The organism is Nonomuraea sp. IBHARD001 (assembly GCF_056106265.1).
In genome coordinates this window covers 1,769,316-1,788,242 of the sequence record NZ_JBWBBW010000002.1, presented here as the reverse complement: position 1 = coordinate 1,788,242, position 18,927 = coordinate 1,769,316, and the positions used below count along the sequence as shown (strand labels likewise).

General features: G+C 70.8%; 21 protein-coding genes. 5 read left to right on the top strand and 16 right to left on the bottom strand.

Annotated features, from left to right (window positions below):
- Nucleotides 1–41 precede the first annotated feature (41 nt).
- From ACTWNK_RS10405 to ACTWNK_RS10395, 3 genes are all read right to left on the bottom strand, one after another.
- Nucleotides 42–311 (bottom strand): hypothetical protein, encoded by a 270-nt coding sequence (locus ACTWNK_RS10405; protein WP_474303677.1) that lies wholly within the window; start codon nt 309–311, stop codon nt 42–44.
- Nucleotides 308–1,102, bottom strand: coding sequence for a toxin glutamine deamidase domain-containing protein (locus ACTWNK_RS10400; RefSeq protein WP_474303676.1), 795 nt, complete (start codon nt 1,100–1,102; stop codon nt 308–310). Before ACTWNK_RS10400 ends, ACTWNK_RS10405 begins: the two co-directional genes overlap by 4 nt.
- Before the next feature lie 114 nt (nt 1,103–1,216).
- A complete protein-coding gene (locus ACTWNK_RS10395; protein WP_474303675.1) occupies nt 1,217–2,887 on the bottom strand; it encodes a molybdopterin-dependent oxidoreductase in 1,671 nt (556 codons plus the stop codon).
- Between the two features lie 104 nt (nt 2,888–2,991).
- Here ACTWNK_RS10395 and ACTWNK_RS10390 point away from each other — a divergent pair, with 104 nt between their 5' ends.
- On the top strand, nt 2,992–3,519 hold the full coding sequence (locus ACTWNK_RS10390; RefSeq protein WP_474303674.1) for a methyltransferase: 528 nt from the start codon (nt 2,992–2,994) through the stop codon (nt 3,517–3,519).
- Between the two features lie 38 nt (nt 3,520–3,557).
- Nucleotides 3,558–4,256 carry an alpha/beta fold hydrolase gene (locus ACTWNK_RS10385; RefSeq protein WP_474303673.1) on the top strand — a complete coding sequence of 233 codons (699 nt, stop codon included), beginning with the start codon at nt 3,558–3,560 and terminating at the stop codon, nt 4,254–4,256.
- A 93-nt stretch (nt 4,257–4,349) separates the two neighbouring features.
- On the opposite strand, the gene rdgB is transcribed toward ACTWNK_RS10385, so the two are convergent.
- Both rdgB and rph read right to left on the bottom strand, forming a co-directional pair.
- Nucleotides 4,350–4,952 (bottom strand): RdgB/HAM1 family non-canonical purine NTP pyrophosphatase, encoded by a 603-nt coding sequence (gene rdgB / locus ACTWNK_RS10380; protein ID WP_474303672.1) that lies wholly within the window; start codon nt 4,950–4,952, stop codon nt 4,350–4,352.
- A gap of 19 nt (nt 4,953–4,971) precedes the next feature.
- A complete protein-coding gene (gene rph / locus ACTWNK_RS10375) occupies nt 4,972–5,691 on the bottom strand; it encodes a ribonuclease PH (protein WP_474303671.1) in 720 nt (239 codons plus the stop codon).
- 68 nt (nt 5,692–5,759) lie between these two features.
- Here rph and ACTWNK_RS10370 point away from each other — a divergent pair, with 68 nt between their 5' ends.
- Entirely contained in the window at nt 5,760–6,992 is a 1,233-nt protein-coding gene (locus ACTWNK_RS10370; RefSeq protein WP_474303670.1) for an MFS transporter, read from the top strand.
- Nucleotides 6,993–7,030: 38 nt separating this feature from the next.
- Here the strand turns inward: ACTWNK_RS10370 and ACTWNK_RS10365 are convergent, their stop codons facing one another.
- Genes ACTWNK_RS10365 through ACTWNK_RS10355 form a run of 3 tightly spaced genes read right to left on the bottom strand, consistent with a single transcriptional unit; the run spans nt 7,031 to nt 9,454 of the window.
- Complete coding sequence (locus tag ACTWNK_RS10365; protein ID WP_474303669.1) at nt 7,031–7,783, bottom strand: MBL fold metallo-hydrolase; 753 nt, start codon at nt 7,781–7,783, stop codon at nt 7,031–7,033.
- Nucleotides 7,780–8,601: a glutamate racemase gene (murI, locus tag ACTWNK_RS10360; protein ID WP_474303668.1), complete on the bottom strand. Its 822-nt coding sequence runs from the start codon at nt 8,599–8,601 to the stop codon at nt 7,780–7,782. Before murI ends, ACTWNK_RS10365 begins: the two co-directional genes overlap by 4 nt.
- A 58-nt stretch (nt 8,602–8,659) precedes the next feature.
- Complete coding sequence (locus ACTWNK_RS10355; RefSeq protein WP_474303667.1) at nt 8,660–9,454, bottom strand: thioesterase family protein; 795 nt, start codon at nt 9,452–9,454, stop codon at nt 8,660–8,662.
- Nucleotides 9,455–9,565: 111 nt separating this feature from the next.
- Here ACTWNK_RS10355 and ACTWNK_RS10350 point away from each other — a divergent pair, with 111 nt between their 5' ends.
- Nucleotides 9,566–9,901 (top strand): hypothetical protein, encoded by a 336-nt coding sequence (locus ACTWNK_RS10350; protein WP_474303666.1) that lies wholly within the window; start codon nt 9,566–9,568, stop codon nt 9,899–9,901.
- Nucleotides 9,902–9,912: 11 nt separating this feature from the next.
- Here ACTWNK_RS10350 and ACTWNK_RS10345 read toward each other — a convergent pair whose 3' ends face one another.
- Nucleotides 9,913–10,779, bottom strand: a complete 867-nt coding sequence (locus ACTWNK_RS10345; RefSeq protein ID WP_474303665.1) for a Vgb family protein — start codon at nt 10,777–10,779, stop codon at nt 9,913–9,915.
- Nucleotides 10,766–12,352 carry a ribosomal protection-like ABC-F family protein gene (gene abc-f, locus ACTWNK_RS10340; RefSeq protein ID WP_474310878.1) on the bottom strand — a complete coding sequence of 529 codons (1,587 nt, stop codon included), beginning with the start codon at nt 12,350–12,352 and terminating at the stop codon, nt 10,766–10,768. The genes ACTWNK_RS10345 and abc-f overlap by 14 nt, the downstream gene beginning before the upstream one ends.
- 86 nt (nt 12,353–12,438) lie before the next feature.
- Here abc-f and ACTWNK_RS10335 point away from each other — a divergent pair, with 86 nt between their 5' ends.
- Entirely contained in the window at nt 12,439–13,029 is a 591-nt protein-coding gene (locus ACTWNK_RS10335; RefSeq protein WP_474303664.1) for a TetR/AcrR family transcriptional regulator, read from the top strand.
- A gap of 96 nt (nt 13,030–13,125) precedes the next feature.
- On the opposite strand, the gene ACTWNK_RS10330 is transcribed toward ACTWNK_RS10335, so the two are convergent.
- From ACTWNK_RS10330 to clpS, 6 genes are all read right to left on the bottom strand, one after another.
- Nucleotides 13,126–14,073, bottom strand: coding sequence for a PLP-dependent cysteine synthase family protein (locus tag ACTWNK_RS10330; protein WP_474303663.1), 948 nt, complete (start codon nt 14,071–14,073; stop codon nt 13,126–13,128).
- A 2-nt stretch (nt 14,074–14,075) separates the two neighbouring features.
- Nucleotides 14,076–14,348 (bottom strand): MoaD/ThiS family protein, encoded by a 273-nt coding sequence (locus ACTWNK_RS10325; RefSeq protein ID WP_474303662.1) that lies wholly within the window; start codon nt 14,346–14,348, stop codon nt 14,076–14,078.
- 216 nt (nt 14,349–14,564) lie between these two features.
- The gene (locus ACTWNK_RS10320) at nt 14,565–14,969 is read right to left on the bottom strand and encodes a M67 family metallopeptidase (protein WP_474303661.1); all 405 of its coding nucleotides are present in this window, start codon (nt 14,967–14,969) and stop codon (nt 14,565–14,567) included.
- Between the two features lie 17 nt (nt 14,970–14,986).
- Nucleotides 14,987–18,004, bottom strand: coding sequence for an NACHT domain-containing protein (locus ACTWNK_RS10315; protein ID WP_474303660.1), 3,018 nt, complete (start codon nt 18,002–18,004; stop codon nt 14,987–14,989).
- Nucleotides 18,005–18,049: 45 nt separating this feature from the next.
- Nucleotides 18,050–18,574: a DUF2017 domain-containing protein gene (locus ACTWNK_RS10310; RefSeq protein WP_474303659.1), complete on the bottom strand. Its 525-nt coding sequence runs from the start codon at nt 18,572–18,574 to the stop codon at nt 18,050–18,052.
- A gap of 40 nt (nt 18,575–18,614) precedes the next feature.
- Complete coding sequence (clpS, locus tag ACTWNK_RS10305; protein WP_474303658.1) at nt 18,615–18,917, bottom strand: ATP-dependent Clp protease adapter ClpS; 303 nt, start codon at nt 18,915–18,917, stop codon at nt 18,615–18,617.
- Nucleotides 18,918–18,927 lie beyond the last annotated feature (10 nt).

Here is an 18,927-nt window from a genome sequence, read left to right as displayed (position 1 = left end):
GGCCGGGCGCCGGATGGGGGTGGCGCCCGGCCCTTCGGCCGTCAGCGGGTGTGGCGTCCCGGCCACTGCTCGGCGACCGTCTCGGGATCGAGCAGGGGCCTGATCACGATCTCGCCCGTGCTCTTGTCGATCACCACACAGCCGCCGCCCAGGGTGTCGGGCAGGACGGCGAGGTCCTCTGGCTCGGGCTCGCGGGCCCAGGCCACATAGCCCTCGTTGAAGCCGTGCAGGCCGACGGGGACCGCCTCGTCGGCCGGGCGCACGCCGTTGAAGTACTCCTCCGCTATGGCTCTGGCCTGGTCGAGGTTCACCTCGGCTCGCCCTTCCTGTCCATGATCACGCAGAACACGCCGGTGACCGAGCCGTAGGGCGGCTCGACCGCCATGTGGCCGCGCTGGGCGTCGATCCAGATGACCTCGCCGCCCGAGTTGACGGCATTCCACACATGGCAGCCGCCTCCCGGCCAGCGCACCACGAGGACGGCCGCCGCGCCGTGTCCCGCCTCGGTCAGCCTCCTGGCCACCAAGGGGTAGGCGTGACGGCCCTGCCCCGCGCACTCGAACGCCTGGCCGGTCCACCTCTCGATCCTGGCCGTCGCACCGCTCTCCCCTGTGAGCAACGGCCGCCCCACCCTGTCGTACTCGGGCTGCCTGGGCGCGGCGACCACCGACTCGCCGTGCCAGGTCGACAGCACGGCCAGCGCGCAGTCGGCGGAATTGCTCGATCGGAAGGGGTCTTCGGCCGGGCCCGAGCCGTTGATCAGCCTGATCCACGTGCCACGCGGATCGGGGAAGCGGGCCTCGGGCGGCACCGCCTTGGCGAGGTCCTCCTCCAGTTGCGGGTCCGGCCTGGCCAGCCCGCCTTTCACGCCGTAGGGACGGCAGTCGGCCAGCCGTGGGGGCCGGTCCGGCAGGTCGAACCAATCGGGTCCTGGAGCGGGCACCGGAGAGGCGGGGTCTGGACGCGGTGGCGGGCTCAGATCCGCGGCGTCAGCGGCGCGCTCGTAGTCGCGCCATCTGACCCCGTCGGCCACCACCGGGTTGTACTGCCCCTCGGGAAGGCTCCACCGGACGCCGCGGTAGTCGTCGCGGAACACGTCCATGCCTCCTGTCAGTTGACGACCGATCGTAGGGCGAGCGACGTGTCCTGGCGGCCAAGTCGGCCACATCCACACCCCAAGCCAAGGGCCGTACCAGCGCAAACGCCCCCAAGCCGGTCAGCCGACCCGGACGCTGACCGCATGCAGCCCCGTGGCTCCGTCGGGCGCCGGAGGCATGCGCTCCTCGGTCTGGGTACGGCCGGAGGCGTCCGTCGCGCGTACCTCGATCGTGTGCTCGCCCGGCGTCGCGTCCCAGTCGTAGGACCACTGCCGCCAGGTGTCGGGGCCGGGCGTCGGAGCCAGGCGGGCCCGCTGCCACGCGCCCGAGTCCACGCGTACCTCCACCGCCTCCACGCCCGTGTGCTGCGCCCACGCCACCCCCGCGATCGCCGTACGGCCGGGCGCGAGCGAGCCGCCTCCCGGCACGTCGATGCGCGACTGGACCTTGATCGGTCCCTTGGCCGACCAGCCCCTGGGCGTCCAGTACGCCTCGTCGGCGTCGAACCTCGTCACCTTCACGTCCACCACCCACTTCGTGGCCGACACATAGCCATACAGGCCGGGCACCACCTGGCGTACGGGGAAGCCGTGCGCCACGGGCAACGCCTCGCCGTTCATCGCGACGGCGAACAGCGCGTTCCTGCCGTCCATCACGACGTCGACCGGCGTGCCGCAGGTCCAGCCGTCGGCCGACGTCGACAGCAGCATGTCGGCGCCCGCCCTGACGCCCGCCTCGCGCAGCACGTCGGCCATCGGGACGCCGAGCCATCGCGCATTGCCCACGTACGGCCCGCCGACCTCGTTGGACACGCACGTCAGCGTGACGTCGGCCTCGGTCAGCGGGCGCTTCAGCAGGTCGGCGAAGCTCAGCTCGACGGGCCTGTCCACCAGGCCGTGCACGCGCAGGGTCCAGGTGGCCGGATCGACCTGGGGGATGACCAGGGCGGTGTCGACGCGGTAGAAGTCACGGTTCGGGGTGACGAACGAGGCCAGGCCGTCCAGCCGGAGATCGGCTCCCGCCGGGAGCGGCGCGGCCGGGTGCGCGGGCCTCGGCAGGGCGATCGTCGCCCGTGCGGTCTCGGCGACCTGACGCCCGCCGATCAGGCGCCCCACGCCCGCGCCCACACCGGCCACGACCAGGCCGCCCGCCGCGCCGGTGAGCAGGGAACGGCGGTCGAAGGTGTGGGGGACGGGCCTGGTGGGGCGCATCACGGGCGGGAGCTGGGCTGCGTGGGTGGCGGCGGGGTCCGTTTGGCTGGCGGGCTCCGTTTGAGGGGTGGGTTCGGTCTGGGGGGTGGGTTCGGTTTGGCGGGTGGGCTCCGTCTGGGGGATGGGTGCGGTTTGGGGGCCTTGGGCGCGGCGTAGGAGGCGGGGCAGGGTCCAGAGGGTGGCGAGGATGCCGAGCAGGGTCGGCAGGAGGTCGAGCGGGCCCGTGTCCGGCCTGGTCAGCACGGCCGCCAGCCCGGCGAGGCCGACGACGGTGAACCCGGCTCTGCCGTACGCGGGGCGGCGCATGGCCAGGATGCCGAGACCGGCCGCGAGGGCGAGCAGGACCACCAGGATGCCGCCGACCAGGACGGCCTTGTCGTTGGCGCCGAACGTGGCGATCGCCCATTCCTTCAGCGGGGCCGGGGACAGGTCGACCGCGGCGTCGCCCACCGCCACCACCGGCGCGGCCGACGGGTTGATCACCGCGGCCACCGCCTGTGCGACGCCCAGGCCGACGGCGCCCGACACCACACCGGCCAGGGCTCCGGCCCACGCGGGCACGCCCGCTTCGCTCCTCATCCCACAGACGCTACGCCCATGGGCGGGCGCGGGATCTTACGTGGTGGTGACGGCGCTCGCCCGCTTGTCTCCCCTTGCCGGATCGTCCGGAGTACATTCCCGGCATGACGCCCCTTCCGGTGAACGTTCCCGAACGGTTGCGATGGGCGGTGGCGAGCATGGCCGTCGACCCCGCCGACCACGTCCTGGAGATCGGCTGCGGCAGCGGTGTGGCCGTCGAGGTGCTGTGCGAGTCGCTCACGACCGGCCGTGTGCTCGGCGTCGACCGCTCGGTGACGCTGACCGCACTGGCCACCCGGCGCAACCAGCGTCACATCGACGCCGGGCTCGCCTGTTTCCGCGTCGACGAACTGGCCGGGCTCGACGGGCTCGGCGAGACGTTCGCCAAGATCTTCGCGGTGAATGTGAACCTGTTCTGGACCCGGCCCGCCGCCGTCGAGCTCGACGTCGTCAGGCGGCTGCTGGCCCCCGGCGGGGTGCTCGGGCTGTTCTACGAGCCTCCTGCCGATCGGCTGGCCGAACTCGCCGCCAAGGTACCCGCCGAACTGCATGCCAACGGCTTCACCACCACGACGCTGGAACGGCCCGGCCTGCTGGGTGTGCTGGCTTCCTGCCCGGCCGTCGGCGCGTAGGGGCCGGGACTGTCGGTGGCCTTCGTTAGGGTGCCCGCATGACGCAATACGTGCTCGTCGCAGGCGCATGGCTCGGGTCGTGGGCGTGGGAGGAGGTGACGCCGGGGCTGCGTGAGGCCGGGCACGGCGTTCATCCCCTGACGTTGTCCGGCCTGGCGGAGAGGCAGGACCTGCCCGCCGGTCAGCAGACCCACGTGCGCGACGTCGTCGAGGAGGTCGAGCGGCTCGACCTGCGTGACGTCGTGCTGGTCGGGCACAGCTACTCCGGCATTCCCGTGGGGCAGGCCGCCGAGCGGATCGGGGACCGGCTGAGGCATGTGGTGTTCGTCGACTCCAACGTGCCCGTCGACGGGGAGTCGTTCGTCTCGCCCTGGCCCGAATGGGGCCGGTCGGTCGTGGCCGCGATCGAGGCCGCCGACGGCTTCTGGCCGCCGCCGCCCGCCGCCGACTTCGCCGGCCAGGACCTGTCCGACGAGCAGATCGCCACCCTCCTCACCCGCGCCACGCCCCACCCCGGCGCCTGCCTGACCGAGCCCGCGGTCCTCACCCGCCCCTTGGCCGACCTGCCCGCCACCTACGTCAAGTGCCTGCTCGACGGCGAGGACCCCATGCCCGCAGTCGCCACCCTCCTCAAGAGCCCCCACTGGCGCCTCACCACCCTGCCCACCGGCCACTGGCCGATGCTCTCCCAGCCGAAGGCCCTCACGGAGGTGCTCCTCCAGGCGGGCAACCGGTGAGATGAAGGGGGTACGGCATGCCGCTCAGGTTGCCGGACGGCGTGACTCCAAGGCGTGCACCCGAATCCCAGCCGTCAGACACACCTCCGGGCCTCAGCCCGCGGCGAGGACCTGCCGTACGACAGGAACGAGGGCACGGAAAGCGCGGCCCCGGTGGCTGATCTCGTCCTTGCGCTGCGGGGAGAGTTCGGCCAGGGTGTGGGTCTCGCCGTCGGGCAGGAAGATCGGGTCGTAGCCGAAACCGCCCGTGCCTCTCGGGGTGCGGATGACCGCGCCGGGGAAGATGCCCTCGACGACGTGCTCCTCGCCGTTGGGCAGGGCCAGGGCAGCGGCGCAGGTGAAGTGCGCGGTGCGGAACTCGTCGAAGACGTCGGAGATCTGGGCCAGCAGCAGCTCCAGATTGGCCTTGTCCTTGACCTCGGCGTCCTGCGGACCCGACCAGCGGGCCGAGAAGACGCCGGGCATGCCGTTGAGCGCGTCGACGCACAGGCCGGAGTCGTCGGCGACGGCGGGCAGGCCCGAGGCCTTGGCGACGGCATGTGCCTTGAGCAGGGCGTTCTCGGCGAACGTCAGGCCGGTCTCGGCCACCTCCCCGATCTCGGGGAACTCCTCCAGGCCCACGATGTCGAAGCCGGCCAGAATACGGCGCAACTCCTCGATCTTCCCGGCGTTGCGCGTGGCAAGAATGATCTTCATACGGCTGCTCCGTCCAACGTCATCGGCCCAGGGACTCCTGCTGGTGCAGGGTCAGCTCCTCGCAGCCGGTCACGGCCAGGTCGAGAAGCGCGTCGAGCGCCGCCCGGTCGAACGGCGCCCCCTCGGCCGTGCCCTGCACCTCGACGAACGCCCCCGAGCCGGTCATGACGACATTCATATCGGTCTCGGCCGAGACGTCCTCGGTGTAGCACAGGTCGAGCAGCGGCGTGCCGCCGACCACGCCGACCGACACGGCCGCGACCGAGTCGACGAGCGGGTCCCCGGGGCACATCTTGCGCTTGCGCATCCACGCGACGGCGTCGGCGAGCGCCACGTAGGCGCCGGTGATGGCCGCCGTGCGGGTGCCGCCGTCGGCCTGCAGCACGTCGCAGTCGAGCACGACGGAGTTCTCGCCGAGCGCCTTGTAGTCGACGCAGGCCCGCAGCGAGCGCCCGATCAGCCGGGAGATCTCGTGGGTCCTGCCGCCGATCTTCCCCCGGACCGACTCGCGGTCGTTGCGGGTGTTGGTCGCCCTCGGCAGCATGGAGTACTCGGCCGTCACCCAGCCCTGCCCGCTCCCCCTGCGCCAGCGCGGCACGCTGTCCTGCACGGAGGCGGCCACGAGCACCTTGGTGCCGCCGAACTCCACGAGCACCGAGCCTTCAGCATGGGCCAGCCAACCCCTCGTGATGGTCACCGGGCGGAGCTGGTCGGGCGTGCGCCCATCCTGTCGAGACATGCAGATCACCCTATCCTCGCCGCCGAACACCCTTGACCGCCGCACAATGAAACATAGATCCTTACCCAATGACAACGGGGGTGTTGAGAAACCCTGACTTCCTCCGGTTCCTGGGCTCCCATGTGTTCAACGAGCTCGGTGCCAACGTCGCCCGCGTGGCTCTTCCACTCGTCGCGGTCGTCACACTGCATGCTTCGCCGTTCGAGGTGGGGGCGCTGGCCGCCACGCAGACGGTGGCCTTTCTCGTGCTCGGCCTGCCCGCAGGGGTCTGGGTCGACCGGATGCGCCGCCGCCGCGTGATGGTGACAGCCGACGCCGTCAGGTTCGTCCTGCTGGCCAGTATTCCGCTGGCCGCCTCGCTGGGCGTGCTGTCGATGCCCATGCTGTACTGCGTGGCGCTCCTGGTCGGGTGCGCGCAGCTGTTCAACGACATCGCCGACCAGAGCTACCTGCCGACCCTCGTGGGCAAGCAGCAGCTGACCGAGGGAAACGCCAGGCTGGAGTTCGTACGCGCGCTGGGCGGGGTGAGCGGTCCCGGCATCGGCGGCCTGCTGGTGCAGGCGCTGGCCGCGCCCAGGACCCTGCTGGTGACGGCGCTGAGCGCTCTGGCCAGTGTGCTGCTGCTCGGCCAGGTCAGCACCGCCGATCCGCCTCCGGCCGTGAACTCGCGCACCGGAATGTGGGCGGAGATGCGCGAGGGACTGGCGTTCGTGCTGGGCGACAAGCTGCTGCGCATGCTGGCGCTGAGCACGGCGATCGCCAATCTGAGCGTCGCGGGCGTGCTCGGCCTCTCGGTGTTGTTCCTGTCGGAGCTGGTCGGGCTCGGACCGGCGCTGATCGGCGTGCTGCTCACGTCCGGCACGGTCGGCGCGCTGCTGGGCGCCGCGTCCAGCACCCGGTTATCCAGGAGGTTCGGCGCGCCGAAGCTGACGTTGTACGCGCCGCTCCTCTCGACCCCGTTCGCCATGCTGCTGCCGATGACGGAGAACGACTGGCGTATCTCGTTCTTCGCGATCACCTCGATCGCCCTGACCCTCGGCTCGGTCCTCTACAACGTCGGTCAGATCACCTACCGCCAGACCGTGACACCCGAGCACCTGCTGGGCCGGGTCAACGCGACGATCCGCATGCTGATGTGGGGCACGATCCCGTTGGGCGCCCTGCTCGGCGGTGCGCTCGCCCAGCAGGTCGGCGTCCGTGAGGCGCTGTGGATCCTGATGACGGGCAAGCTGATCTCCCCGCTTCCCCTGCTGTTCTCCCCGCTGGCGCGGATGCGCACCTTCGACCAGGCGCCCCTGTGAGACCCCTGCCCCCATGAACCGACGAGCCGACGGGCCGGTCAGCCCAGGTCGTAGACGGCTCCACTTCTCGCCAGGTCGATCCCTCCCTCGAATCCCGCCGTGTGGGCGTGCGCCAGGATCGCGCGCTGGTCGTACCAGGGCACCAGGTGGGTCAGCACCAGCCGGTCCACCCCGGCCTTGGCCGCGTGCTCGGCCGCCTGCCGCCCGGTCATGTGCAGATCGGCGGGCAGTCCGGGCTCGTCGGGGAAGGACGCCTCGCACAGCAGCAGGTCGGCGCCTTCGGCCAGCTTGACCAGCTCGGCCGACTCCCCCGTGTCCCCCGAGTACGTCACGGTCCTGCCACCGTGCGCGACGCGGAAGCCGTAGGCCTCGACCGGATGGTTGACCAGCCCGGCGGTGACCCGGAAGGGCCCGACCTCGAACGTGCCCGGCGCGAGCGCGGTGAAGTCGAACGCGGTCTCCATCCCCGGCTCGTCCGGCATGCCGTACGCGGCGGCCAGGCGGTGGGGTGCGTCGGCGGGCGCCCAGACCGGGACCTTGGGCAGGGCGCCGTCGGGTCCGTAGGTACGGACGACGTGGTACGGGCACATGTCCAGGCAGTGATCGGCGTGCAGATGGGTCAGGCAGATGGCGTCGACGTCATACAGCCCGATATGCCTCTGGAGCGCTCCCAGCGCGCCGTTGCCGAAATCGAGCAACATGCGGAAGCCTTCGGCCTCGAACAGATAGCAGGACGAGGGGCTGTCCGGTCCGGGAAAGCTGCCCGAACAGCCGACGATGGTCACCTTCATGCCGACCTCCCGTTTGAGGATGTACCCCCGACTGCGGCAAGCTCGACCCCTTCGATCTCCGGTCCCAGAAAACGCCGCCCGAGCTGGGCGAAAAGGAGGGAATCGCCGGTTGCGCGAAAGCGGTGCAGGGGGGAGGCGCCGCCGCTCGCCAAACCGCGGTCGTGCAGGATGCGGAAGACATCCTTGGCCGTCTCGTCGGCGCTGGAGACCAGCGTGACGCCCTCGCCCGCGACATAGGCCACGGCTCCGGCCAGCAAGGGATAGTGGGTGCAGCCGAGGATGAGCGTGTCGCACCCGGCGGCCCTGATCGGCGCCAGGTAGTCCCCGACCACCTCAAGCAGTTCGTCGCCCGTGGTCTCGCCGCGCTCGACGTACTCCACCAGGAGCGGTGCGGCCACCCCGGTGAGCTGGACGTCGGGCGCCGCGGCGAAGGCGTCCTCGTAGGCCATGGACTCGATGGTCGCCCTGGTGGCGATGACGCCGACCCTGCCGTTGCGGGTGGCGCGCGCCGCTCTCCTGGCGGCCGGCTGGATGACCTCGACGACCGGCACGTCGTAGCGCTCGCGCGCGTCGCGCAGCACGGCGGAGCTCGCACTGTTGCAGGCGATGACGAGCATCTTCACGCCGTCGGCGACGAGATGGTCCATCACCTCCAGCGCGTAGCCTCTGAGCTCCGCCAGCGGCTTGGGGCCGTAGGGCTGTCGCGCGGTGTCGGCGACGTAGGTGATGGACTCGTGGGGCATCTGGTCGATGATCGCCCGGGCGACCGTCAGGCCGCCCACCCCGCTGTCGAAGATTCCGATGCTCGCTTCCGGCACGTTTCAGAGATTAGGCGACCCTGGCCTCCGGCTCACCGTAAGAATCCTCACAACACGTTCAACCTCTGCCGACCCGCGCGAGCTGGCGCGACTGGGCGACCAGGCGGCCCGCCGAGTCCCAGACCTCGACCTCCTCGTCGAACCAGCCGTCGCCGATCAGCCGTCCGCTGCCGAGCAGGGTGAGCCACCCGGGCGCGGGAAGGGCACGCAGGTGCCAGGTGAGGTCGACGGTCGGCGCCCATCCCCTGGCCCCCGCCGAGAACACCACGGGCGGCAGCACGTCGACGGCCAGCGCCAGCACGTACGGATCGGGGTCCTGCGCCTCGGCCATGCGGAAGTAGGCCCGCGACTCCGGCACCCCGCTCGGCCGCCCGTTCAGCCAGCCCACGGTCGGCGGGTCGAACACCATCTCCACCTGGGCGTTGAGCGTCATCCCCGACTCCGGCCGGGGCTCGGGCAGCCGCACGCACGCGTCGAGCGCGGGCATCGCCACCGAGGGCGCGGAGGCGTAGTCCGGCTCCCCCTGGCCGGTCAGCGTGGCCGTGGTGATCGAGGTCTCGATGTACGGCAGGCCGTCCTGCAGGAGTGTGGCCCTGGCGAAGGCCGCCGTGCGCCCGCTCTTGAGCTGTTCGACCCGCACCTGCGCGGGACCGGGCCTGGGCGCCCGCAGGAACTGGGCGGAGGTGCTCACCGGGTGCGCGTGCGGCGCGGCGTCGACGGCGGCACGCAGGATCACCGCCATCAGGTAGCCGCCGTTGAGCGGCCCGCCGATGGAGTATCCCGGGTCGAGGCACACGTCGTAGGTGTGCTCGTCGATCCTGATCGCCTGCGTCGCCTCGTCGAACTTCGTCATGCGCGCTTCCCTCGGGGCCGAACTATATTCTAGTCGGTCCATACTCTACGGCATCCACCCATCCGCGCGCCTACCTGCGCAAACGTGCACCGCATGACAGCGTTGTCCGGTATGGGGGCAGTGAATGAACTGGTAGGCCAGTGCGTCTGGGACAAACGAGGCGTCTGGGTGGGACATGTCGTGGACGTCCGTATGGTCAAGAACAAGGGCGACAAACACGGCATGCAGGAGAGCCATCGCGTCTACGGCCTGGTCGTCTCGGCGACCCGAGGACCGATCATGCTGGGCATCACGCGCGACCTGGAGGGCAGGTTCGGCTGGGTCTCCCAGCTCGTGGCCCGCGTGATCTACGCGGGCAGCCACCACGTGCCCTGGGAGGGCATCGCCTCCCAAGGCACGGGCGAACTGCACCTGAACCTGGCCCGCAAGGAACTCGAACGCGTCTGACCCAGCGGACCCTACGGCTCGATCCTGGCCAGCGCGCCGAGCTCCAGGGCGACCCACACGGCTCCGTCCGGCCCGATCGTCAGCCCGTGCGGCTCAGCGGACCCCCCACCCGGCAGGTCGACGTGCTCGAACTCCCCCTCGGCCGTCACCCGCCCGGCCCTGCCGCTCCCCCACTCGGTGAACCACGCGCCTCCATCGGCGTCCACGACGATCGCATGCGGCTTGGCACTCCGGTCGGGCAGCGGGTACTCCCTCGGCCCGCCGCCGGGCGCGATCCGCCCGACCTGACCCGCGCCGATCTCCACGAACCAGATCGACCCGTCGCCGCCCGCCGCGATCCCCACGGGCGCGGCCCCCTGCGTCGGCAGGTCGTAGGTGGTGACCTCCCCCTGCGTCGTCATCCGCCCGATCGCCCCCCGCGCGTTGAGCGTGAACCACAACGCCCCGTCGCCTCCGCTCACCAACGCCGACACATAGACCCCCTGGTACGGCAGCGCGAACCACGACACCTCGCCGTCCGGGCCGATGCGTCCCAGGCTGTCGGTGTTCATCGCGGTGAACCACATGGCCCCGTCAGCCCCGGCCGCGATGCCGTACGGCCCGGCCCCGGGCACGGGGAACGTCGTCACCTCGCCCGTCGTGCCGATCCGCCCGACGGCGTCGCCCTTGTACGCGGTGTACCACAGCGCGCCGTCGTGGCCTGCGACGATCACCGTCGGCCCGGAGCCGGGCGGCAGGTCGAACAGCTCGGCCCGGCCTCCCGGCTCCAGCCTGCCGATCTGGTCGCTGTGCACCAGGGTGAACCACAGGGCTCCGTCAGGGCCGGTGACGACGTCATAGGGTCCCGTGCCAGGCACCTCGACTTCAGTGATCTTCAACAATGCGACCTCCCCGTATCTCGATCCGCCGTCCGGCGAACCTTCCGGCGAGCGCCCTGTCGTGCGAGACCACGATCAGGGTGCCCTTGTACTCCTCCAGCGCCGCCTCCAGCTCGTCGACGAGCCTGAGCGACAGGTGATTGGCGGGCTCGTCCAGCAGCAGGACGTCGACGGGCGAGACCAGCAGCCTGGCCAGCGCCACCCGCCTGCGCTGCCCGGCGCTGAGCGCGCCGATCGGCAGGTCGAGCGCGTCGGCACGCAGCAGGCCGAGCACCGCCAGCCCGTCCCTGTGCTCGTCCGGGTACCCGGCACGACCCTGGGCGAACGCCTCGACCACGGTGAGCCGCTCGTCGAAGGCGGTGTCCTGGGCGAGCACACCGAAGCTGCCGCGCCTGCGTACCTCGCCCTCGTCCGGGATCAGCTCGCCCGCGAGCACCTTGAGCAGGGTCGACTTGCCCGAGCCGTTGGCGCCGCGCACCAGCAGCCGCTCGCCCGGCCCCACCCGCAGCGACCCGACGTGGAGCCGGTCGCCCACACGGATGCCGGACGCCTCGACGCCGCCCGCGGCCGTGCCGTCGAAGGCTCCGGCGAAGGTGAGCGGGCGCGGCGGTCTGGGCACGGGGTCGGCGTGCAGGCGTCTGAGCCGCTCGTGCGCCTGGCGCACCCTGCTCGCGACCGAGCTCTGCACCCGGCCGGCGTTGCGGTCGTAGGCCATCTTGTTGTTGTCCTTGATGGCACGGCCCTGGGCCACCCGGTGCGCGGTCGTCTCGGCATAGGTCTCGACCTGGGCGATCTCGGCTCGCCAGGCGGCGAACTCCTGCTCCCAGCGCAGCCTCGCCGCCGCCTGTGCGGCCACGAATGCCTGGTAGCCGCCTCCGTACCTGGTCAGGGAGCCGCCCTCGACCTCGACGATCGCGGTGCTCACCCGGTCGAGGAAGGTTCGGTCGTGGCTGACCACGACGACCGTGCCGTGGTGGCCGCGCAGCCGTTCCTCCAGCCAGTGCGTGGCCGCCGCGTCCAGGTGGTTGGTGGGCTCGTCGAGCAGCAGGATCTCGGGCGAGGCGGCCAGCAGGCAGGCGAGGCCGAGCCTGGCCCTCTCGCCGCCGGACAGCCCGGTCAGCGGGCGGGCGCGGTCGAGGCCGGCGAGTCCGAGCCCTTCGAGGGACCTGCCGACCCTGGCGTCGGCCTCGTAGCCGCCTCTGGCCTCGTACGCGGTCAGCAGCTCGCCGTACTCCTCCATCCTGGCGGGTGTGAGGTCGGCCTCTAGCTCGCGCATGCGCCTCTCCATCCCCCGCAGTGCGGCCAGCGCCGCGTCCACGGCGTCCTGGACGGTCCCGCCCGCGAGCGTCTGTGCAAGCCGGCCGACCCCACCGGCCGCGGACACCGTCACCGTGCCGTCGTCGGGCCGCTCGTCGCCCGCCATCAGGCGCAGCAGCGTCGACTTGCCCGAGCCGTTCTCCCCGACGACCCCGACCCGCTCTCCCGGGCGTACGGCCAGCGAGACGTGGTCGAGGACCAGCCGGTCGCCGTAGGACTTGCCGACGCCGTGCATGGCGAGCTGCGTGGTACTCAGAACGACATCCCCCCCGTATTGCAACTGCGGTTGCGTTAAGCTGAGCATGGCACACCCGATCCGACTAACGCAACTGGAGTCGCAATATGGCCACGCCACGCCCCGGCGGCCGATCCGCCCGCATCCGCGACGCCGTACGGCAGGCCACGCTGGCCGAGCTGGCGCTCAAGGGCTACGAAGGGCTGAGTGTGGAAGGCGTCGCCACCGCTTCGGGGGTGCACAAGACGACCGTGTACCGGCGGTGGAACACCGTCGACGGGCTCGTCGCCGACGCGCTGGCACTGGCGCGCGAGGAGCCGTGGCCGACGCCGGACACCGGGTCGCTCGACGACGACCTGCGCGAGCTGGCCAGACTGGTGGTGACCGGCTTCACCGACCCGGTCGCCGGGCCCGTCGCCTCCGCCTTCGTGCTGGCCGCCATGCGCAGCCCGGCTGCGGCCGAGGCGCTGCACGCCTTCCTGGCCTCACGGCACGAGGAGTCGGCCGAGCTGGTCAGGCGCTCCGTCGCCAGGGGGGAACTGCCCGAGGGCACCGACGCGGTCGAGGTGGTACGGGTGGCCATCGCGCCGATGTACTACCGGCTGTTCGTCTCGGGCGAGCCCGTCGACCTCGCGATCGCCGACAGGGCGGCGGCATCGGCCGCGGCGGCGGCCCGCGCGGGCGTCTTCACCGGCTGACGGCCGCGTCCGGCAACGCGAAAGCCCCGCCACACGAGCGGGGCTTCCACACGCGGATCCGGTCTCAGGCCCGGAGCCGGTCTTGCGGGTCTGCTCTCAGGCCCAGAGCTGACCCTCGAGCCGCTCTTCGGCCTCGTCCAGCGTGCCTTCGTACGCGCCGGTCGAAAGGTACTTCCAGCCGCCGTCGGCGACCACGAACACCACGTCGGCCCGCTCACCGGCCTGCACCGCCTTGCGCGCCACACCCAGGGCGGCATGCAGGGCGGCTCCCGTCGAGACACCGGCGAAGATGCCCTCCGCGGCCAGCAGCTCACGCGTGCGCCGCAGGGCGTCGCCCGAACCGACGGAGAAACGCGTGGTCAGCACCGACTCGTCGTAGAGCTCGGGAATGAACCCCTCGTCCACGTTGCGCAGCCCGTAGACCAGCTCGCCGTAACGCGGCTCGGCCGCCACGATCTGCACGCCCGGCACGTGCTCGCGCAGGAAGCGCCCCACGCCCATGAGCGTGCCCGTCGTGCCGAGCCCGGCGACGAAGTGCGTCACGGTCGGCAGGTCGGCGAGGATCTCGGGACCGGTCGACTCGTAGTGCGAGCGCCAGTTGGCCGGGTTCCCGTACTGGTAGAGCATGATCCAGGACGGGTTCTCGGCCGCCAGGCCCTTGGCCACGCGCACGGCCTCGTTGGAGCCGCCCGCCGCCGGTGAGGAGATGATCTCCGCACCCCACATGCGCAGGAGCTGGCGGCGCTCGTCGGAGGTGTTCTCCGGCATGACGCAGATCAGCTTGTAGCCCTTGAGCCTGGCCGACATCGCCAGCGAGATGCCGGTGTTGCCGGAGGTCGGCTCCAGGATCGTGCACCCGGGTGTGAGCAGGCCGTCCTTCTCCGCCTGCTCGATCATCCACAGCGCCGGCCTGTCCTTGATGGACCCGGTCGGATTGCGGTCCTCGAGCTTGGCCCAGACCCGCACGTCGGCCGACGGCGAGAGCCTGGGCAGCCCGACGAGGGGGGTGCGACCGACCGAGTCGATCAGGGAGTCGTAGCGCACGATCAGCCGCCGGCGACGGCGGGAAGCACCGTCACGGTGTCGCCGTCGGCGACGGGCGTGCCGAGACCGCCGAGGAAACGCACGTCCTCGTCGTTGAGGTACACGTTGACGAAGCGGCGCAGCGCGCCCTGGTCGATCAGCCGGGCCTTGATGCCCGGGTGCTGGGCCTCCAGGTTGCTGATCAGCTCGTCGAGTGTCGCGCCCTCGGCGTCGACGGCCTTGGCGCCGTCGGTGTAGGTGCGCAGGATGGTCGGAATGCGAACCTCGATGGCCATCGCAGGTCAATCTCCTCAGGTCAGGTCGTACCACCGGGGCAAACACCGGCAGGGGTGGTGGGATTCCAGGACGGCCGGGAAAGGGCCGTCACACGTCCGGGGACCGGCGCTCAGCGACAGTCGTAGACGACCACGGAGGGGGTGTGCGCGAAGAGATAACTCTGGACGTGCCGGACCCGCGCGGCGGCGGGAGCGGCAGTCGTCATGCCCGACATATTACTCAATGACGACCTGCTCCTCCGAGATGACCCCGTCCACGATGCGGTACGCACGAAACTCTGTCGTGTCGTCCTCACGGGTGGAGACCAGCACGTAGTGCGCGTTCGGCTCGGAGGCGTAGCTCACGTCGGTGCGCGAGGGGTAGGCCTCGGTCGCAGTGTGGGAGTGGTAGATGACGACCGGCTCCTCGTCACGGTCGTCCATCTCGCGCCACACCTTGAGCTGCTCCAGCGAGTCGAACCGGTAGAACGTCGGCGAGCGCTCGGCGTTCTCCATCGCGACGAAGCGCTCGGGCCTGCCCGAGCCGATCGGTCCCGCGACGATGCCACAGGCCTCGTCGGGGTGGTCGGCCCGCGCGTGCGCGATGATCTTGTCAACCAGTTCCTGCGAGATCGTGAGCATGAGGCCAAGGGTAACGGTCACTTCTCCCTGAGGAATTCGTCGAGTTGCCCCAGCTCGTCGAGTACCTCGCCCTGCCAGCGGCCCAGCCTGTGCGCATCCAGCCTGCCGTCCTCGACCGCGGCCCTGACCACGCCAGGCGCCTGCTCCAGCCACTCCGGCGGGCTCCACATCAGCCCGGCGAGCACCTCGTCGGAGTCGGGCGCCGACTCGATCAGCCCGGACAGCGCCCGCACGGTCTCCCGGCTGAGCCGCTTGGCGTCCTGGGAACGGCTGACCCGGACGAACCTCAGGTACGCCGCGGCCTCGATGGAGTCGGCGAACCCCGCCAGCCGCTGCACCAGCACGGCGTCCGACAGCAGGCTGGTGTCGCGGGTGCTACGCCTGAGCCTGCGCCTGGACATGACCTCCCTGACGACCGCGACGACGAGGAACGCGGGCAGGACCGCGCCCATCCCCCAGATCACGATCTTGCCGATCGTCCCGCCGAACGTGGTCAGCACCCAGCCGAGCCCGACCCAGAACACCAGCCACGCCAGCCCACGTGCGATGGCGCCGACCAGCGCGCCGACGCCGACGTCGCGCAGGCCGTAGGAGATGTAGGGCCAGAAGGAGAACTGCGGGAAGACCAGCTCGATCGGACGCAGCTGCCTGCCGGTCTCGAACCTCATCAGGGTCAGCACCGCCGGACCCCACATCCACGGATAGAACACCAGGAACAGCCCGTCGATCGCACTGATCACGATCGGCGCGGTCTGCCCCCCGACGATCGAGAACACACTCACGACCGCGAGTGCGAGCAGGTAGAAGAAGCCGAGTATCAGATAGATGTGCAGCAACGCCTCAAGCCGCACCCCCTCGAAGTCCCAGCCGACGATCCTGCCGAACCTCCTGAAGAAGCGCTGCATGGGCGAGCGCGAGAGATAGGTCATGGGCCTGGCGCCGTGGTAGAGCCAGAACCAGCCCATCGGCATCAGCAGGCAGTACAGGAGCTGACCGCGCACGTCCGACACCGTCGGCGTGTTCCCGTAGGCGACCAGGCCGTAGGTGAAGGAGACCAGGCACAGGGCCAGCACGGTGGCGGGCACCCTGGCCACCGTTCTGCGCACGCGGACCAGGCTCTGCTTCTGGTACAGCCTGCCCAGGTCGCTGTCCAGCGCCCGGCCCTGGGCCTTGAGCTGGCCCCGGCTGAGCATGGTGATCAGCAGGCATCTGATCGCCTCGTCGATGGAGTCGGGCAGGGGATGGATGGCGGCGCAGTCGCGCAACGCCGCCAGCCGCAGCCAGTTGCTGCCGCCGCCGAACGCGCCCTCCACCAGCTTGACCTGGTGCTCCGGCGTGGTGACCGGCAGGCAGTCCAGGGCGAACTTGCGGTCGGAGATGGCACGCGCGTTCCATGCGGCGCTCACCAGTCGCTCCACCTGGTCGCGCACCCCCTGCGGCGGCTCGGCGCCACCCGGCCCGTAGGCGGCCACCAGCAGCTCCAGCACGTGTACGGCCTGCGGCGTCCAGGCGTAGTCGCCCTGCGCGCCGACCTCGGCGAGCTCCTCGCCCAGCACCTGCTCGATCTCGGCGACCAGCGGGCCGGTCTCGCCCTGGCCGCCGACCTGCAGCAGCGTCACCGCCGTCTCGCGCCAGCGCCCGTTGACGACCAGCTCGCGCGGCGCCACCGCACCCGGCTTGGCCAGCGCGCCCCTGGTGGCGAAGTACTCCTGGACGCGGCGGTGCACGAAGGCCAGCCGCCCGCCGGGCGTCACCAGCAGCAGCTTGCTCGACCTGGCCACCCCGAGCAGCGGCTCCCCGATCAGCGCGCGCAGCGCCGCCTCCTCGGCGACCAGTCCGGTGCCCGGCGTGGCCGTCATCTCGAAGGCCAGCTCGGCCAGCGCCGCGAGCACCCTGTCGGTCTGCTCCTCGCTCCACTCGGCGGGCGCCGCGTCGGCGATCTGGTTGCGCGTGTAGTCCTCGAACAATTCGCTCGGCCTGGTCGGCGAGCGGTGGTGGCGCTCCAGATAGGCGGCCAGCAGCGAGAGGTACAGCGGATTGCGCAGGTCCCCGGCGAACCCCACCCGGGGATCGCGCAGCAGCGACTCGACCAGCTCCACCTGGCCGGGCGTCGTCCCGTACCGCGACAGCAGCTTGACCTGCTCCTCGTACTGCAGGCCGATGATCTCCAACCGGCTCCACCCCTGCACCCTGGGCCCCTTGTACTCCCGCGAGGCCACGATGCACCGCGCCTCACCGCCCCCGATCAGGCCGGTGATCGTCTCGACGTACGGCATGACGGCCTTGTCGATGTTGGCGCTGCCGAGCACGGCGGGGATCTCGTCGAAGGAGTCGAGCAGCAGGGTGACGGTGCCGTCCTGCAGGTCCTTGGTCAGGCCTTCGTCCTGCGTGAGGTACTTGTCCAGTTCGGTGGAGCGTTTGGGGTTGACCGTAGTGCCGATGTAGTCGCGCAACGAGTCGACCGTGGTGTCCTCGGGCGAGCGCTCGTAGTCGCGCAGGCTGACGAACACGGCCAGCGGCACCACGCGCGCCCGCGTCCGCAGCGCCCGCTCCAGCACGGCCCTGGCGTGGTGGCGGATGGCGACGCTCTTGCCCGCGCCCGGCGCGGCCTGCAGCAGCACCAGCTTGCCGGTCTCGGCGGCCAGCGCCCGCGACAGCGAGCTCGTCCGGTAGCTGGCCTGGGCCCGCAGGCCGAGCAGGCCCGAGCGGATCGGCCGGGTGGAGTCGATGGCCTCGATGTTGACGGTCAGGTTGGTGAAGGTGGCGCGCTGCCAGTGCAGCTCCTGCTCGCGGGCGTCCAGGCTCTGCAGCAGCAGTCTGGCCAGCCGCCTGCGCCGCCGTACCTCCTCGCGTGCGGCCTTGGTGTAACGGGCGGGCGAGAGCTGCGGCAGTGCCCAGCCGAGGAACTGGCCCACCAGGACGAGGGCGTCCCAGAGCTGCTTGAGCACGAGCAGGACCAGGAAGCCGACGATGACGGCGACCGGCCAGTCCTGGATGTAGTCGGTGAGCTCGGGCGCTGCGAGGGGGAGCATCACTATGTCAGCGTTGCACGCCCTGTCCCCGTTACAAGGGGCTCGTCGCTACCAGAGCGCGCGCACCAGCGTGTCCTGGAGGTAGGTCAGCCAGTCGTAGGTGACGAACGCCGGATAACGCGGGTCGTCCTCCGACATCTGGGCGATCTCCTCGTGGATCTCCTCGGTCACCTCGAGCCTGGTGCCCAGCGCCAGCCGCACGTCGTTGAGCGAGCGCAACCAGGCCTGGGCCTGATCCTGAGTGAGCTCGTTGCGGCCCGGCCTCGCGGTGTCGAGCATGGTCTGGGCGTCGGCGCGCTTGGCGTCGCGCAGCGTGGCCTCGGTGTAGCGGCGGAACTCCGTCGACAGCTCGTCGTCCTGGTAGGCCGATGGGAAGAGCCTGGCCAGCACCGGGTCGGAGGGCGCCGCGCCCGAGCCGATGCCGAGTGCGCGCTCCAGCGGGTCGTCGCCGGTCTCGCCCGGCTCGACCAGGCCGAGCACCTGGGTGACGAGCGAGCGCAGGATGGAGACCTCGGCTGCCTCGAACTCGGCGATCACGCCGCCGCCGCCGCGCTGCTTGAAGCCGGAGCTCACCGACACCTCGTCCTCTCGCGGGTCATGTGACTCTTCCGGGTCATGTGAGGGAGTCTGACTGGAGAGTCGCCCACAGGCCGTAGGAGTGAAGAATCTGCACGTCACGTTCCATCTCCTCGCGCGTGCCGCTGGACACGACGGCCTTGCCCTTCTGGTGCACGTCCATCATGAGCTTCTCGGCCTTCTCCTTGGAGTAGCCGAAAACAGTCTGGAAGACATATGTCACATATGACATGAGATTGACAGGGTCGTTCCAGACGATCGTGACCCATGGCAGATCGGGTCGGAGGTCCGTTGACGGACGCTCGACGGTGTTTGGAGCGGTGCTACCCACATCCCCCATCCTGCCCTAC